Source organism: Halomarina litorea (genome assembly GCF_024227715.1).
Taxonomy (GTDB): Archaea; Halobacteriota; Halobacteria; order Halobacteriales; family Haloarculaceae; genus Halomarina; species Halomarina litorea.
Genome location: NZ_CP100448.1, coordinates 3,084,908 through 3,100,420, shown reverse-complemented (window position 1 = coordinate 3,100,420; position 15,513 = coordinate 3,084,908). Strand labels below are relative to the sequence as shown.

General features: G+C 69.0%; 19 protein-coding genes. 8 read left to right on the top strand and 11 right to left on the bottom strand.

Annotated features, from left to right (window positions below):
- Window positions 1–18: 18 nt before the first annotated feature.
- A complete protein-coding gene (locus tag NKG96_RS17035; RefSeq protein WP_254536364.1) occupies window positions 19–780 on the top strand; it encodes a CPBP family intramembrane glutamic endopeptidase in 762 nt (253 codons plus the stop codon).
- Here the strand turns inward: NKG96_RS17035 and NKG96_RS17030 are convergent, their stop codons facing one another.
- Window positions 781–1,248: a cupin domain-containing protein gene (locus NKG96_RS17030; RefSeq protein ID WP_254536363.1), complete on the bottom strand. Its 468-nt coding sequence runs from the start codon at window positions 1,246–1,248 to the stop codon at window positions 781–783.
- A 105-nt stretch (window positions 1,249–1,353) separates the two neighbouring features.
- Between NKG96_RS17030 and NKG96_RS17025 the strand changes: the two genes are divergently transcribed.
- Window positions 1,354–1,692: a 4Fe-4S dicluster domain-containing protein gene (locus NKG96_RS17025; RefSeq protein ID WP_254536362.1), complete on the top strand. Its 339-nt coding sequence runs from the start codon at window positions 1,354–1,356 to the stop codon at window positions 1,690–1,692.
- 92 nt (window positions 1,693–1,784) lie between these two features.
- Here the strand turns inward: NKG96_RS17025 and NKG96_RS17020 are convergent, their stop codons facing one another.
- Window positions 1,785–1,949, bottom strand: coding sequence for a DUF6757 family protein (locus NKG96_RS17020; RefSeq protein ID WP_254536361.1), 165 nt, complete (start codon window positions 1,947–1,949; stop codon window positions 1,785–1,787).
- 129 nt (window positions 1,950–2,078) lie between these two features.
- Window positions 2,079–2,858 carry a PHP domain-containing protein gene (locus NKG96_RS17015; protein ID WP_254536360.1) on the bottom strand — a complete coding sequence of 260 codons (780 nt, stop codon included), beginning with the start codon at window positions 2,856–2,858 and terminating at the stop codon, window positions 2,079–2,081.
- 186 nt (window positions 2,859–3,044) lie between these two features.
- Between NKG96_RS17015 and NKG96_RS17010 the strand changes: the two genes are divergently transcribed.
- On the top strand, window positions 3,045–3,332 hold the full coding sequence (locus tag NKG96_RS17010; RefSeq protein WP_254536359.1) for a DUF5789 family protein: 288 nt from the start codon (window positions 3,045–3,047) through the stop codon (window positions 3,330–3,332).
- Window positions 3,333–3,644: 312 nt separating this feature from the next.
- Here the strand turns inward: NKG96_RS17010 and NKG96_RS17005 are convergent, their stop codons facing one another.
- Window positions 3,645–3,902 carry a helix-turn-helix domain-containing protein gene (locus NKG96_RS17005; RefSeq protein ID WP_254536358.1) on the bottom strand — a complete coding sequence of 86 codons (258 nt, stop codon included), beginning with the start codon at window positions 3,900–3,902 and terminating at the stop codon, window positions 3,645–3,647.
- A 257-nt stretch (window positions 3,903–4,159) separates the two neighbouring features.
- Between NKG96_RS17005 and NKG96_RS17000 the strand changes: the two genes are divergently transcribed.
- On the top strand, window positions 4,160–4,381 hold the full coding sequence (locus NKG96_RS17000) for a hypothetical protein (protein ID WP_254536357.1): 222 nt from the start codon (window positions 4,160–4,162) through the stop codon (window positions 4,379–4,381).
- Between the two features lie 27 nt (window positions 4,382–4,408).
- On the opposite strand, the gene NKG96_RS16995 is transcribed toward NKG96_RS17000, so the two are convergent.
- A complete protein-coding gene (locus tag NKG96_RS16995; protein WP_254536356.1) occupies window positions 4,409–5,458 on the bottom strand; it encodes a DUF5784 family protein in 1,050 nt (349 codons plus the stop codon).
- Window positions 5,459–5,591: 133 nt separating this feature from the next.
- Here NKG96_RS16995 and NKG96_RS16990 point away from each other — a divergent pair, with 133 nt between their 5' ends.
- On the top strand, window positions 5,592–5,765 hold the full coding sequence (locus NKG96_RS16990) for a DUF5786 family protein (RefSeq protein WP_254536355.1): 174 nt from the start codon (window positions 5,592–5,594) through the stop codon (window positions 5,763–5,765).
- On the opposite strand, the gene NKG96_RS16985 is transcribed toward NKG96_RS16990, so the two are convergent.
- From NKG96_RS16985 to NKG96_RS16975, 3 genes are all read right to left on the bottom strand, one after another.
- A complete protein-coding gene (locus tag NKG96_RS16985) occupies window positions 5,743–6,474 on the bottom strand; it encodes a DUF7530 family protein (protein ID WP_254536354.1) in 732 nt (243 codons plus the stop codon). The two genes, NKG96_RS16990 and NKG96_RS16985, sit on opposite strands and share 23 nt — an antisense overlap.
- On the bottom strand, window positions 6,475–7,407 hold the full coding sequence (locus NKG96_RS16980) for an NAD(P)H-binding protein (RefSeq protein WP_254536353.1): 933 nt from the start codon (window positions 7,405–7,407) through the stop codon (window positions 6,475–6,477).
- 66 nt (window positions 7,408–7,473) lie between these two features.
- Window positions 7,474–8,907 (bottom strand): M14 family zinc carboxypeptidase, encoded by a 1,434-nt coding sequence (locus NKG96_RS16975; protein WP_254536352.1) that lies wholly within the window; start codon window positions 8,905–8,907, stop codon window positions 7,474–7,476.
- 447 nt (window positions 8,908–9,354) lie between these two features.
- Here NKG96_RS16975 and NKG96_RS16970 point away from each other — a divergent pair, with 447 nt between their 5' ends.
- Both NKG96_RS16970 and NKG96_RS16965 read left to right on the top strand, forming a co-directional pair.
- The gene (locus NKG96_RS16970) at window positions 9,355–9,564 is read left to right on the top strand and encodes a DUF7561 family protein (RefSeq protein ID WP_254536351.1); all 210 of its coding nucleotides are present in this window, start codon (window positions 9,355–9,357) and stop codon (window positions 9,562–9,564) included.
- Between the two features lie 48 nt (window positions 9,565–9,612).
- Window positions 9,613–11,340, top strand: a complete 1,728-nt coding sequence (locus NKG96_RS16965; RefSeq protein ID WP_254536350.1) for a helicase C-terminal domain-containing protein — start codon at window positions 9,613–9,615, stop codon at window positions 11,338–11,340.
- Between the two features lie 363 nt (window positions 11,341–11,703).
- On the opposite strand, the gene NKG96_RS16960 is transcribed toward NKG96_RS16965, so the two are convergent.
- Genes NKG96_RS16960 through NKG96_RS16950 form a run of 3 tightly spaced genes read right to left on the bottom strand, consistent with a single transcriptional unit; the run spans window position 11,704 to window position 13,524 of the window.
- Window positions 11,704–12,828 carry a 60S ribosomal export protein NMD3 gene (locus NKG96_RS16960; RefSeq protein WP_254536349.1) on the bottom strand — a complete coding sequence of 375 codons (1,125 nt, stop codon included), beginning with the start codon at window positions 12,826–12,828 and terminating at the stop codon, window positions 11,704–11,706.
- A gap of 59 nt (window positions 12,829–12,887) precedes the next feature.
- The gene (locus NKG96_RS16955; protein WP_254536348.1) at window positions 12,888–13,244 is read right to left on the bottom strand and encodes a hypothetical protein; all 357 of its coding nucleotides are present in this window, start codon (window positions 13,242–13,244) and stop codon (window positions 12,888–12,890) included.
- Between the two features lie 25 nt (window positions 13,245–13,269).
- Window positions 13,270–13,524, bottom strand: a complete 255-nt coding sequence (locus NKG96_RS16950) for a hypothetical protein (protein WP_254536347.1) — start codon at window positions 13,522–13,524, stop codon at window positions 13,270–13,272.
- Window positions 13,525–13,782: 258 nt separating this feature from the next.
- Between NKG96_RS16950 and NKG96_RS16945 the strand changes: the two genes are divergently transcribed.
- Window positions 13,783–15,396 carry a gamma-glutamyltransferase family protein gene (locus NKG96_RS16945; RefSeq protein ID WP_254536346.1) on the top strand — a complete coding sequence of 538 codons (1,614 nt, stop codon included), beginning with the start codon at window positions 13,783–13,785 and terminating at the stop codon, window positions 15,394–15,396.
- Window positions 15,397–15,513: the final 117 nt, after the last annotated feature.

Below are 15,513 nucleotides of genomic sequence, written 5' to 3'. Positions count from 1 at the left end.
TCGGCGAATACTGCTGGTATGTCGTATCAGGTAGCCGACGGTGAGCGACCGCCCGCGCCCGCGGCCCGGACCGGTCGCGTAAAGCTCCTCGTCGTGGTGTCGCTCGTCGCCCTCGTCGGGTTCGTCTTCGCCAACCTCGTCTCGGCGGTGCCGTTCTTCGCGGGTCTCGACGAGGTGACCGCGTTCGTCGCCAGCATCGCCCTCTACGGCACCGGTCTCGTCGTCGCGAGCGTCGCGTACCTCGCACTCACCGGGCGCGGCCTGTCGTACCTCGACTTCCGGTCGCCGACCCGGGCCGCCCTGGTGGTGACCCTCGGGGGGTTCGTCGGCGCCACCGTCTTCCGGTTCGTCGCCATCGCCGCCGCGCTCGTGCTCGGCCTGCCCATCGCGGGAAATTCCGCGACGCTCCCCGCACAGGAGGGGCTGACCGTCACCCTGCTCTGGCTGGTGCCCCTGTCGCTGCTGTTCATCGGCCCCGGCGAGGAACTGCTGTTTCGCGGCGTCGTCCAGAAGCGCCTGTACGACCGCTTCTCGAAGCGCGCGGCCGTCGTCCTCGCGAGCGTCCCGTTCGCGCTGGTCCACGTCCCGACGCAGTACCTCGCAACGCCCGACTGGGGCGCGGTGACCGTCACGACGGTCATCGTCTTCGGCATCTCGCTGATACTGGGGTGGGTGTACGCCCGGACGGACAACCTGCTGGTCCCGATACTCGTCCACGGCCTCTACGACGCCTTCGCGGTTGGTCTGGCCTACCTCGTCATCTCGAACGGCCTCGCGTAGTCAGTCGAACCGCCCCGTCTCCGCGCCGCACTCGACACAGAGCGTGACGAGTGCGTCGCCGTCCTCCGCGCGCTCGATGCGCTGTGACGTCTCCGTGCCGCAGTCGGGACACTCGCGTCTGATGTCCGTCTCGCCGCTCTCGGCGGGCGCGCCGAGGGCGATGGCGACGACCCGTTCGTCGCCACGGTTGACCCCCTGCTGGTACTCGCCGGGGGCGAACCGGACCGCCTCGCCGGATTCGACCACGACGTCGCCGTCCTCGGTCCGGAACGTGACCGCCCCCGAGACGACGTAGAACACCTCCTCCTGTCCTTCGTGGCGGTGGTAGCCGAAGGCGAAGCTCTCGCCCGCGTCGAGTTCGTAGTAGCTGAGCGCCACGTCCTCGGTCCCGAGCGCCCGCCCGAGGGGGCGCTTGACGCTCGCCGGTCCCATCCACGAGTCGACGTCGTCGACGCGCACGTGTTCCATGTCGCGGGTTGTGCGACGGAGTGCCATAGCTCTCCCGACATCGGGTCACACGGCACCTCCCTCACGCGGTACGCTTACCTGTCCGACCGGTCAACCGGACACCGGATGGCCATCGATCCGAACTTCGACGAGTCCCGCGAGCGAACCTCTGTCTCCGACTGGCTGGACGTGGACGCCGACTACGACGTCTGGGGTCCCGTGGACGCGCCCGAGCGACTGGGTATCCACGGCACACACGTGGCCGTGGACTTCGACATCTGTGACGGCTCCGGTCCGTGTCTGGAGAACTGTCCCGTCGACGTCTTCGAGTGGGTGGACACCCCCGGCCACCCCACCAGCGAGGTGAAGGCCGCGCCGGTCGACGAGGCGCAGTGCATCGACTGCATGCTCTGTGTCGACGTCTGCCCCGTCGACGCCATCGACGTGGACGGAAGTCGGGCGTAGGACGGCGACTCACGGGTCGGAAGCCGGTGTCAGCGGCGAAAGAGGGAGAGAGAGGGAGGGCGTCGCTCGTCGACCCGTCCGCGTCGGCCGAGTCAGTCGAATCGGTCGGTCTCCAGTTCGCCCTGGAGTTCGTCGAGCCAGCCGTCCTCCTGGAGTTCGTCGAGGCGTTCCCGGAAGTGGGTGGTACAGAGGCCGACCTTGACGCCGCCACGCTCGACGGCGATGTCAGCGGGGTGGTCGCAGTAGTGACACTGCATACCCTCGCTTCGACGTGGACCTACTGAACGCTTACGGGTGCGGGGCGAGTGGCCGCTACCGGCGTGCTTATCCGGTCGAGGACGGCTTCGAGTGGAACCCGCCGGAGGGCGACGTCCCGGCCTCGCGGCTCAGAGGCGCACCCTGTCGCGGAACGCGCGGTACTCCTCGCGGTCGAGTCCGGCGCGCCCGAGCGTCCGCCCGTGGGCGTCGCTCCCGCCCGTGACGACCAGTCCGTGTTCTTCGATGGCTCGCGCCACTGGCCGGCGGTCCACCTCGCGGCCGTAGTCGTAGTGGTACTCGACGGCGTCGAGTGTCGCACAGTGCGCCAGCGCGGCCGCCGGGTCGTCGTAGCGAAGCGGGTGGGCCAGTCCCACCAACCCGCAGGCCGCCGAGAGCAGGTCACGGCCCGTCTCGAAGTCGGGGACCGACCGAGGGACGTAACACGGCCCGTCGTCGCCGATGAGGTGGTCGAACGCCCCCTGCACGTCGTAGGGGGCGTCGCTCTCGGCGATTGCGCGCGCGACGTGCGGGCGACCGACGCCCGGTTCGAACGACACGTCCAGCGCGACGCCCTCGCGCTCCTCGACCAGTTCGACCATCCGCCGTGCGCGCTCGACGCGGTCGGTCTGGAGGCGGTCGAGTTTCGCGACGAGGGCGTCCGTGGGTCGGACGGCGTACCCCAGCAGGTCGAGGTGGCCGTCGCCCGCGTCGACCCGGAGTTCGATGCCGTGGACGACGGTGACCCCGTCGAGGTGAGCCACGGGCGTCGGGAGGTCCGGGTGGAGTCGGTCGTGGTCGGTTATCGCGACGACGCTGACGCCCGCCTCGTGGGCGGCGGCGGAAACCTCGTCGAGTTCGAGCGTCCCGTCGGAGTTCGTGGTGTGGACGTGGAGGTCCGCGACGACCATGCCGCCCTTCCGACCTCGGAGGGTTAAACCGCGCCGGAGTCGGCCCGCCCGCGTCCCTCCATTGCATACCGACGCGTGGAACCCGCGGGCGAATCTATCACAATCTACAATGATGGGTTATGACCTAATATCGGGGCAAGGTGATTATAGTGAACGTTTATGATGGATTCCGTGGTCCGTGGATGTATGCGTCTGTTCACCGACGCGAACGAGAAGCTCGACGCCCACAACTACCCCGCGACGACGCAGGACCTCATCCGCGAGTACGGCGACCTCATCCTCGACCTGCCCAACGGCCGGGAGACGGTGGGCGAGGCCCTCGGGAGTCTCGACGACGAGACGTTCCACGACGCCGAGGGCGCGCGCCTCGCGCTCTACAGTTCGGTGTCGAGCAAGGCCATCGGGCGCAAGTTCTACTCGGACCGCGACCCGACGGACATCGGCGAGGACGGCCCGGAGCAGTTGTCCTTCTAGACCACCCCACCGGTTTGCTCGTCGGGTGTCCTCGCAGCGGCGAAGCCGCCGCTGCAGCACCACTCTCCCCGGGCGACTCACGGGTCGCCCGTGGGGAAGCGAGACGGCTCCGCCGTCTCGCCCTCCTCGCAAAACCCTGCATTGTGAGACGCTCCGCGTCTCACAGGCTCCCAGAACCGCGTTCGGGCCACAGGCCCGAACGCGGACGCTGTCCTCCGGTTCTTGTCTCGAGTGTCGACTCTTCCGGAGCGGCTCGTGAGTCGGCACTTCTGTGGTCGAGGACCCGTCGAGCCGGTACCGGAACACGTGAACCTATCGGTGGGGAGGAAACCGTTCGTCGGAATCGGGGTGACACTCGAAGCGTTCCCGGTTCCGCCTGACGACCTTGCTCATCCCCCGCCGAAGCCGTCGGGACGCCTCCCGGTCCGTGACGTCGAGCCTGTCGGCGACGCCGCCGAGGGACGTCCCCCGAGGTCCGTCGAAGTACCCGGTGTCGAGTGCCGCGTGAATCGCGGCGGACTCCTCGTCGGTCAGCGACTCGTCCGAACCCTCCCCACTCTGTGTCCTCATCGGTACTGCAGTGCGTCGGCCGACCAATGCAACCGCTGCTTCGGTACCGAAGGGGCCTTTCCCTCATCGGAGGGAGACGCGGAGTGTCCAGACGCGCTCGACGAGGGCACCCTCGTCAGCCGTCTCACGCGCGATACGGGCCTGTGTGGCGACCCTGCGACTCGCGCGCGGGCACGGACACGAGTCGCGCTCGTCCCACAATCCGTCCTCCGACAGGCGACAAACTTTTGTGCTACTTGTCACCTACTATCACTGCTATGCTGAACCACCTGCCCGACTCCCACCCGCGCGGCGTCCGCGCCCTGCAGAAGGGTCTCGAGCGTGCGCTGGTGACGTGTACGAACTGCGGGTTCGAGGACGCGGTGCTCCACAGCGAGTGGCGCGCGCGACTGGAGACCGACCCGCGCAACGGGCACATCCGCTACCGACTGCGCTGTCCGGACTGCGCGGGCGTGGAAGTCGTCGAGTTGAACCTCTGAACCTCAGGAATCTGTAGCCCCGGCGCCTCAGACCCAGCGCACGGACCCGCTCAGGTCGAGGGTCGGGTCGCCGTGGCGGTAGGCCTCTGCCGACCCGTTGGGCCGGAGGCGGTAGACGATGGCGGGCGTGTGGGCGACGGAGGGCTTCTCTGCGCGGACGGTGTTCCACTCGTCGTCGCGGAACGACGAACAGTCCACGAGGAGCAGGGCGTCCGGGTGGGCGTCGAGTTGGTCGTCGGTCTTGGCGTTCGCCGTCGCCCGGAGCGCCGCGATGGGCGTGTCGACGCTCCGGCGTGCCGGCGGGCGGGGGCGGGTGACCTCGACGAGGACGTCGCCTCCCCGGGGGAGGTCGGCCATGGACGTCTCGCGGACGCCGTCGCCGACGACGAAGTCGAGGGCGTGTCCGCTGTCTAAGTCCACCTCGGGGACGAACTCCAGGCCCGACTCGTAGAGCAGTTTCGCGGCGTGGAGTTCGGCCATCGTCGCGCCCATGCGCACTACGTCCACCTGGGGGCTGGTGCCCAGTTTCCCGGCCATCACCTCTCGGGTGGAGTCGAGCGCTCCCGTCGCGAGGAACCCCTCGTAGAACTCGAGGACCGTCTCGCGGTCCGCGTCGGGGAAGCCGGCGGCGTGGTCGCGGAAGAACGCCCGCGTGCTCTCCCGGCCGTCCTTCGAGTGGAAGACGGGGAGGAAGAACCAGCTGACGTGCTGGTAGTCGGCGAGCCACGGGTCCTGTTCGCGCAGGTCCGAGAGCAGTTCGCGCTGTGCCCACCGTGTGACGGCGTAGGGCACCTCGTCGAAGCCGAACTTGTCGGTTCGCCACAGAATCTCGGGCGTCTCGGTGTTGCCGAGCCAGTAGGCGACGGCGGGTTCGCCGCTCTCGGTCCGCCAGGCGAACAGCGCGAAGTCGCCGTTGTCCATGTCGAGGCGGCGGGCGGCGTATCCGTTCGGCGCGGGCGTGTCTGCCGGCCCCATCGTCGCGCCGAACCGCGAGTTCAGGGGGGCGAACAACTGCTGACGGACGCGCCGCTCGGACCACGACTCGGTGGACCGGCGGAACCGAAGGGGACCTGCCACGTCTCACCCTTCGGGCCGGTGCTGGTAACGGTTACGACCCCGACTCCGATGCCCGCCGCGGTCGATTCATCACGGTCGTCGATGAACCTAACCGGTACATTGATACTGCGGAATTTGCAAGAGTACGTATACCATGTCAATGGGTGCCTATGACGAGGACGAGCACGAACGCCGCGAGGCCAAGTCAACCACCGTCGACACGGACTTCGACGACGAACGCACCGAGTACCACGGGACCCTGAAGTACGACTCGGGCGACTCGGCGGAGGCGCTCTTAGATCAGTTCAAGCGGATGAAGTCCCAGTAGCGTCCTCCTCTCTCGTTCTGACCGTCAACAGTACCACCGAGAGCCCGGTCACCCCCCAGACGGCCGCGACGTGGCCGACGATGACCGTCGCGATGACCGGCTGGTCGGCGACGAACGGCACCAGAATCAACTGCGCGGTGGAGAAGGCGATTATCTCGAGGTCCGACCGCCGGAGCGCCTGCGCCGTCCGCGGGTCGAACCGGTAGCGATAGGAGCGCCACAGCGAGACGACGCTCGCCCACCACGCCGTCCCGATGCGGTAACAGACGTCCCAGAGGATGAGCAACATCAGGTAGACGACCACGACCGGCGGCTCTGGGCCGAACAGCGACTCGACGAGCGACGGGCCGCCGCGCTGGGGGGCGAAGACGAACAGCTGAGTGACCAGCGCGATGAACGCCAGCACCGCCAGCACCACCTCGATGGACGTCCCGAACAGGAGTCTGCGGTAGGTCTCCGGGAGCGGTTCCGAGCGGACCAGCGTTGAGATACGGAGCATCTCGGCGCTCCCGAGGGCGGCGACGAGGACGGCGGCACTCCCCGCGAGCGCGGCCGTCCAGAGGTCGTAGTACCACGCCGCCACGAGGACGGCCACCTCGAAGAGCACCAACTGGATGCCGATGGCCACCGGTCGGGAGACGTCGATACCGGGGAGCGCGGAGACGATGCTCTCGTACACCCATGCCTCCCCGAACTCTACCTTGGCCATTCAGGCCGTCTCCTCCTGTTCGACTCGCTCGTCGGCGTCCGGGGACGACTCCTCCCCCAGCGCCCGCCGGACGGCCGTCTCGAAGGGCGTCAGCGCTAACGGGACGAGGTCCTCGATCCGGTGATCGGTCACCACGACGGGGTTGCGCAGGCCGTCGATGAGTGGGCGGGCCACGCTCGCCGACACGTCAGTCACGAGACCGATCCAGTACGAGGAGATGCGCGGCGTGAGCACGGGCACCCCGACGATGACCGGGCGGTACCCCCCCGAGATACGGGCCGTCTCTTCCAGTATCTCGCGGTAGGTGAGCACCTCCGGCCCGCCGATCTCGAAGGTGTCGCCCGCCGTCTCGGGGACGGAGAGCGCCCCGACGAGGTAGGCGACCACGTCGTCGATGGCGATGGGCTGGCACTCCGTCTCGACCCACGTTGGCGTCAGCATCAGCGGGAGACGCTGTGCGAGCTGTCTGACCACCTGAAAGCTCGCGCTCCCGTCGCCGATGATGATGGCCGCCCGGAGCGTCGTCAGGTCGTAGTCGCCCGCCGCGAGGATGTGTTCCACCTCGCGGCGGGACTTGAGGTGCTTCGAGAGCTGGTCCCGGTCGTCGCCGAGGCCGCCGAGGTAGAACGCGCGCTCGATGCCGGCCTCGCTCGCCGCGCGGGCGAAGTGCCGGGCCCCCCGCCGGTCGCGCTCTGCGAACTCCCGGCCGGAACCCATCGAGTGGATGAGGTAGTAGGCGGCCTCGACGCCCTCCAGCGCGTGTTCGAAGCTCCCGAGTTCGAGGACGTCCCCCTCTTTCACCACGACGCCCTCGGGGGCGTCGTAGCGCGAGGCGTCGCGGACCAGCGCGACCACCTCGTGGCCCGCCGCGAGGAGGGCGGGGACGAGTCGACCGCCGACGAACCCGGTCGCACCGGTGACGAGAACACGCATACGTGAAGGAGGGGCGGCGAACGGTTAACTTCCGTCCCGCCTCGCGGCCGCGTTTGCCGGTTCGATTCAGTCCCGGCGGAACGCGTCGTGCGGGAGTGCTGGCCCCGCCGTCGGGGTGGCCCGCGCACCGCGTGCGGCCGCCCGTCCGGTGTCCGTCGAGTCGCCGTCGGTCATCTCCGGGTACTCCTCGCCCGCGAGTGGGATGTCGAAGTAGCTGTTGGCGTCCACCGACGAGAGACCGGGGTCCGCGGCCAGCGCCCGGAACGTCTCCTCGAAACCGACGCGCGAAGCCTCGACCTTCTGGCCGTAGGCGCGCGACCCGACGGAGTCGGACTGCCCCGAGATCTCGTAGAGCATCCCGGCGGCGTCGGTGCGGGGACAGAGCGCGTCGAGGTACGACCCCCACAGCGTGGTGTAGCCGTAGCGAGTCACGGACTCGAAGTCGTCCCACGGGCCGGTGACCTCGTCCAGTCGGTCGCGCACGAGGCGGTTCAGGCGGAGCGAACGCTTGCTCGTCTGCCGGTCGATGAACGGGTTGACCGCGTCCTCGACCGGTCCCTCGCCGTCGTAGAAGGGTGCCCTGTCGAGGTACGACTCGCCGAAGGCGGCCATGACGCTCATCACGGACGGGACGGCGGGGTCGGTGTCGGGCACCGTCGGGACCCCCTGGTGGTGGTGCGTGATGGCGTAGTCGGGGTCGGCTTCGAGGAACGACTCGGTCACGGCGCGCACCTCGGGCGAGAGACGGAGACCGCTTCGCTTCAGCGTGTAGCCCTCGTAGGGCACGTCGAGTTGCCATCGGGTCTCCCCGTCGGCCTCGTAGCTACTCCACCAGTCGGCGGGGAGGTACTGGTCGTTCCCCTGCCCCGACCCGTTGCCCTGCCCGGGATGGTCGTCGAGTTCGTCGAGGAGGGTGAAGTCGCGGTTCATGTCGTAGCCGGCGGGCGGGTTGGGGGCCGCGAACGGGTGGTCGTCGCCCTCGGCGTAGTGGTAGTAGGGTTCGTGGCGCGACTCGCCCCCGTTCCACTCCTGGGTGTTCTGCCGGCGGGTGATTCGCTCCTCGCCCCCGTCAGAGTCCGTATCCCACCCGAACATCGCGCCGTCGGGGTTGACGCGGGGAATCACCGTGATGGTCAACTCGCTGAGGACGTCCTCGTAGCGGTCCGGGTCCGCGGCCATCTGTCGGAAGAGGACGAGGATGGCGTCGGTGCCGGCGGGCTCGTCGCCGTGAATCTGCGTGATGAGGTGGACGTTCGTGTCCCCCTCGCCGACCGTGACCTCCCAGAGGGGGTCGCCGCGGCCGGCGGATTTCCCGATGCGCCGCAGGTCGAACAGATCGCTCTCCCGGGTCAGCAGGCGGAGTCGGCGGTACAACTGCTCGTTGGTGAGGTAGGCGTTCGGGTTCGGCGGTTCGGCGTCCGGGTCGGCGGCGGCGAGACCGGGAACTGCGGCAGTCGCGGCGGCGAGGCCCGTCGTCGTGAGGAACTGTCGTCGTCTCATTGGTAGGGTGTCCCTCCCGCGGAGGGTGTCCGGGCTTCTCCACCCCACTAGATGAAACTACTTGTGCGTACGTGAGAGTGAAATTAACAACGAGACGGATGAAACAATTCTTGCCGCGACGGTCGCTCGCCGTGCGAGTCTGGATGGTCCGCCCGACGCCGATGGGCAGGAGGCAAGCGGGTGGCGTCGGGCGGACCGAGGGAGGGAGGGTGTGGCGGCCCGCGCCGCCGGTCGACCGCCCCCGAGGGGGGAAGAGGCGGTCGAGAGTGGGGACCTGCGGGGACCGGTCTGGTACGCCGGGAACCGAAGTCCGGGCGTCGACCGGCACCAGTTCGTTCCGGCGGCACTGATAAACCCCTGGCGGAGTATCAAACGCGCGTTTTATCGTCAGACGTCGAAGGGGTCCGGGGGCGGTACGTTGACGTGACCGGCCCCCGTCGGGGGAGTATGGCGAGCGAACCGTGTGACGCCTGTGGGGAGTCGGTCCGCATCGCGGGCGGCATCGCCAACCTCTGGTCGTTCGACCAGGGACCGACCGCAGGGATGACGCTCGAACTCGCCGACGGGTCGGAGTTCTTCCTCTGTTTCGACTGCATCGACCGCCTACCCGACGACCGGGACGTCACCGCAGCGGACGTGGCGGCCCTCGACGGGTAGTCGGGGTCGGTCGGCAACTTTACCCTGCCCGCGGCGCACCTCTCTCGCGTGAACCCCGCCCGCATCGAGGAGGAGTTCCCCGCGCCATCCTATCGCGGCGCACAGGAACAGGCCCTCCGCGACATCCGGAGCGCGTTCGAGGCGGGCAACGACGTGGTCCTCGTGCGGGCACCGACCGGGAGCGGGAAGTCCCTGCTCGCGCGGGCCATCGCGGGCTGTGCCCGTCGTCCGGGCGAGGCGAAGGCCAACGAACCCATCGGGGCGTACTACACCACCCCGCAGGTCTCCCAACTGGACGACGTGGCGAGCGAGCCACTGTTGTCGGACCTCTCTATCATCCGCGGGAAGGGCAACTACAAGTGCATCCTGCCGGGCGAGACGACGACGCCGGTGGACCGCGCACCGTGCGCCCGCGAACGCGGGTTCGACTGCCCCGTCAAACACCGCTGTCCGTACTTCTCGGACCGGGACGTCGCCTCGAACCGGCCCATCGCGGCGATGACGCTCGCGTACTTCATGCAGATGGCCGGCTCGGAGGTGTTCGGCATGCGCGACGTCGTCGTCGTCGACGAGGCCCACGGCCTCGCGGAGTGGGCCGAGATGTACGCGACCATCGAACTCGGGCCGAAGACGGTGCCCCTCTGGGAGGCCAAACCCGCCCCGGCCCTCGAAGACAGCGAGGACGCCGCGAACTACGCGGAGGCCCTCGTCACCGTCTGCCAGCGGCGACAGGAGGAACTCAGGAGCGAGATAGAACTCTCACAGGAGGAGGCCGCGGAGCGCGACAGACTCGCGGAACTCGTCCGGGAGTTGCAGTGGTTCGTCGAGGACGCCCGCGACCCGGAGAGCGCGACGACGTGGGTGGTCGACCAACACGACGGGGCGGGAACCGCGGTGACCATCAAACCGATGGACCCCGAACGCTACCTGAAACACACCGTCTGGGACCGTGGCTCGACGTTCGCGCTCCTCTCGGCGACCATCCTGAACAAGGACGCCTTCTGTCGCGCCTCGGGGCTGAACCCCGACAACGTCGCCCTCGTGGACGTGCGCCACACGTTCCCCGTCGAGAACCGTCCGCTGTTCGACGTGACGCAGGGGAAGATGACCTACGAGCACCGCGAGGAGACGATACCGAAAATCGCCCGACTGGTCGTCCGCCTCATGCAACACCACCCCGACGAGAAGGGCCTGATTCACGCCCACTCCTACGCGATTCAGGAGCAACTGGTGGGTTTCCTGCGCGAGTTCGGCGTCAGCGACCGGGTCCGAACGCACGACTCCGAGGGGCGGGACGCCGCCCTCGACTCGTGGAAGCGCAGCGACGGGTCGGACGTGTTCGTCTCCGTGAAGATGGAGGAGGCCCTCGACCTGAAGGGGAACCTCGCGCGCTGGCAGGTCCTCTGTAAGGCTCCCTACCCCAACACGCGGGACACGCGGGTGGCCCGCAGACTGGAGGAGGGCCAGTGGGGCTGGTACTACCGGAGCGCCCTCCGGACCGTGATTCAGGCCTGCGGGCGGGTGGTGCGCGCGCCGGACGACCACGGCGCGACGTACCTCGCGGATTCGTCCCTGCTCGACCTCTTCGACCGGGCGAGCCACGACATGCCGCCGTGGTTCACCGAGCAGGTCGACCGAATGTCGGAACCGGACCTGCCGGCGTTCGACCCGGGCGCGGCGCTCGGCGGGTCGAGCGACTCGTCGTCGAACTCGTCCGGACGCCGGAAGGGACGGCGGACGACGGGGAGCCACCCGCTCGACGACGTCTGGCAGTAGGGCGGTCGCCCCGCCCCCGGGAGGGGGGTCGTCGCGGCGACTCAGAGGACGCTCGCGACGAGGCCGACGACGGAGGAGGTGACCATCAACCCGACGAGCACCAGTGCGATGAGCTGTTGGCGGTCCATGTGGATGAGGAGCGGCTACCCGGACTTAAGCGCGGGGGCAATACGGGGGCAAGTGTTTTGCCCACGCGCGACAACTGGTGGCACATGACTCCGATTGACATGCTCTCGGGGCCGGTCGAGGACCGACTCGCCACCCTCCGGGGTCGCGGTCTCTGTCGTCCACCGGAGACTTCCGACGAGGAGTGACGAGCGTGTCGCGGTGTGTCCTCTCCTCCGGTAGCGTCGGCTCTCGAACTCAGCGGTCCCCGAGGGCGTCCTCGGGCAGGACGTACAGTCCCTCTCGACTCTTGAAGACGTGGACCGTCTCCGCGTCCTCGTCGAGGTAGTCCGGGCGGGCGATGGTCTTCGTCTCGAAGGTGTCGGGGTCGAGCACCTGTACGGCGTGTTCGTCCTCGATGGCGACGAGCGTCGTCTCGCGGGCGTCGCGGACGTGGCCGAGGCGGCGGGCGGCCGGGGCGATGCCGTCGTCGCTGGACGCCTCGTAGTGCTCGCCCGTGGTGAGGTAGTCGCCCTTGAGGTTGCCGTGGGCCGAGCGCACGAGGACGGGATCCTCGCCCTCCGGTTGGACGATGGTGCCCGCCGGGTAGGGGGGGAGGCGGACGGCGTAGGTCACCCGGTAGACCTCGTTGCCATCCTCGTCCTCCGTGACGAGGGTCCGGGAGTCGGAGACGGTGCCGCCGAAGCGCCGCCGGATGCGCGAGGCGATGGCCCGACCCATCTGGGTGTCCGAGAGCTTGATGTCCACCCCGTCGCGGCTCTCGTCTATCTCCGTGATGAAGGCGTTGCGGTTGCCCGTCGCCTCGCGGTCCTCGACGAACGATTCGGCGATGTCGACCGACTGTTCGACCTCCTCGTCGCTCGGGGTACGCTCTGTCGCTCGCACCTGTATCACGGAGGCGTAGTAGTCGCCGGCGATGCGCGAACACCGGGTGCAGGTCTCTCGCGAGAAGCGCACCCGCACGTCGTGGTCGGCCTCGATGACCGCGCCGCGTGCCACCCCCGAGAAGTGACAGTGCATCATCACGGTGTTCTCGTCGACCTGTTCGGGGTCGACGAGCCACGACACCTCCTCGGCGTCGACGTGGACGCCGAGTGACTGCTGGGTTTCCTCGATGGCGACGTCGGTGTAGTCCTCCGCGCCGATGTCGACCCAGCGGTTGCCCCGGTAGACGGCTCCGCATCGGGCGCACAGTTTGACGGTCAACTCGTCGGGGGCGTCCACGAGGTCGAACCCTTCGAAGTAACACGAATCACAGAGCGTGGCCTGCCGGCCTGCCGGGTCGCCGGGCCGGGGTTGCTCGCGCGGTTCGACCGGGTCACCACAGCGAGGACAGAACTCGCCGGACGAACGGGAACTCATTGCCGGAGGTAGCGGACAGGAGCGGTTAAGTCCCGCGTCGTGGCCCCGCCGGGAACGGGCTACCCCGCGTTGAGCGCGTAGAGGCGGCGTGCGAGGTGGGCGACGACGGCGAACGCGAGTGCCTGCGTCAGGGGGACGGCGTACTCCCCGCTGGCGGTGGTGACGACCATCGTCGGGACGGCACCGACGAGGGCCTCGACGCCCACGAGAAGGCAGAGCGTCACGAGGGGGACGGCGCTGACGAAGGCGAGGCGGGCGAGCGAGAGGGCCGTCGCCGCGAGCAGGTAACGGGCGCGGTCCGCGGGGTGGTCGCCGTGGTCGTCCGGGCCTGCGGGGCGGGTCGGTTCGACGGGCCGCCCGGGGTCGGGGCGGTCCGCGTGCGGGTCGCCACTGTCGGTGGGGGTGGTGTCTGTCATGGTGAATGGCGGCGTGGGCGCGGCGTTACCGGAGGACGACGGCCGCCCACGGGACCGTCTCGCCGGTCTTCTTGTCCAGCAGTTCCCAGTACTCCGGGTCGACGCCGTGGAGTGCCGCGCAGGTGGCACACCACAGGTGGTTGTTCGTCGGGTCCCAGTCGGCGTGGCCGTTGGGACAGACGAACCGCCAGCGGGCGAGCGAGTCTGAGCGGTCGATGACCACGCGGGCGGGGGCGTCGGCCTCGCCGCTGCCGTCCGGGTACGGTTCCGTCGTCTGCATCGTTGGTTCCGACGAGGGCGTGTCTGATTATAGATGGATTTCACGGGCGGGGTGAAACTGGACGGAACCGCGAAAGTGCCCGACGGCGGGCGGATTTTCGACCCCGGCCACCGAGGACGATTCGTTCGTCTGCGGCCCCCTCACGTTGCCTTGACGGCGAATCCACCCCCACGCGTCCGCCAACACGGGAGTGAAAGTGAAACTGCTCGCCGCCGCCGGAACGAGGGAGACTATGGGAGTCGGTACCCTGCCTCTCGCATGGACACGAACGTAGACAGCTTCGGGTCGCGCCGGTCGACGGTGTACGCGAGCAACGGGGTGGTGGCGACGAGCCAGCCGCTGGCGGCGCAGGCGGGTCTGCGGGTGCTGGAGGAGGGCGGCAACGCCTTCGACGCGGCGGTGGCGACGGCCGCCGCCCTGAACGTGGTCGAACCCACCTCGACCGGACTCGGCGGCGACGTCTTCGCGCTCTACCGAACCGCGGACGGCGAGGTGGGCGGGATGCGCGCCTGGGGGGGTGCGCCCGCCGCCGCCACGCGCGAACGGGTCCGCGAGGCCGTCGCCGAGGAGGAGGAGGTGGCTCCCGACGAGGCGGAGATGCCCTTCACGGGGCCGCACACCGTCACCGTCCCGGGAACCGCCCGAGGGTGGGAGGCGACCGTCGACCGCTTCGGGGAGCGGACGCTGGCCGAGGCGCTCGACCCCGCCATCGGGTACGCCACCGAGGGCTACCCCGTCAGCGAGGTCATCGCCAGCCACTGGATGGGCGGGGAGGACCTCTTCGAGTCTGACCACGCCCGGGACGCCTACCTCGTCGACGGCGAACGCGCGCCGGCGGCGGGCGAGGTGATGCGACTGGAGCGACTCGGCGAGTCGATGCGCGCCATCGCGGAAGAGGGCGCTGACGTGGTGTACGAGGGCCGCATCGGGGAGGCCATCGTCGAGGAAGTCCAGCGCGAGGGCGGGTTCCTCTCGATGGAGGACCTCGCGGACTTCGAACCGGAGTTCGTCGACCCCATCTCGACCACCTACAACGGCGCGGAGGTGTTCGAACTCCCGCCGAACAACCAGGGTCTCGTCGCACTCGAAGCGCTGAACATCGCGAGCGAACTCGACGCCGCGAGCCACGAGGGGGCCGAGCGACTCCACCGCTTCGCGGAGGCGACGGCCCTCGCCTTCCACGACGGCCACCGCTACATCACGGACCCCGAGTTCAAGGACGTGCCGCCGCTGGCCTCCCGCGAGTGGGCGAGGCGGCGGGCAAAGGAAGTCGGCGAGGGGGCCGGCGACCACTCCTTCGGGGTACCCGACTCGCACGCCGAGGACGCCGACACGGTCCTGCTCTGTGTCGCCGACGACGCGGGCAACGTCGTCTCGTACATCAACTCCCGGTTCGCCGGGTTCGGGTCGGGCCTCGTCGCCGGCGACACCGGCATCGCCCTCCAGAACCGGGGGGCGTCGTTCTCGCTCGACGCCGACCACCCGAACCGCCTCGAACCCCGAAAGCGCCCGTTCCACACGCTCATCCCGGGGCTCATCCGCTTCGACGCCGACGACTGGGCGGCCTTCGGCGTGATGGGTGGGTTCATGCAGCCACAGGGGCACGTGCAGGTGGTCTCGAACCTCGTCGACGAGGGGATGACGCCGCAGGCGGCGCTCGACGAACCGCGCTGGCGGTACCGGGAGTCGGGCCGTCTGGCCGTCGAGACGCGCGTCCCCGGGGCGATACAGAACGCCCTCGCCCGGAAGGGCCACGACGTGGCCGTCCTCCCGCCCGTCATGTTCGGCGGGGCGCAGTTCGCGCGCAACGCCGACGGCGTCCTCTCGGCGGCCACCGAACCCCGAAAGGACGGCAACGCCGTCGGCTACTGAGGAACACCCGGTTCCACCGGTCCTTGCAGCCGAACGGTCCCGTCGCGAGAGGTTCTGTGGGCAAATGTCCAACGAAAGTCCCGACCTACACGATTCTCCGGGTTCATGACAAAATAC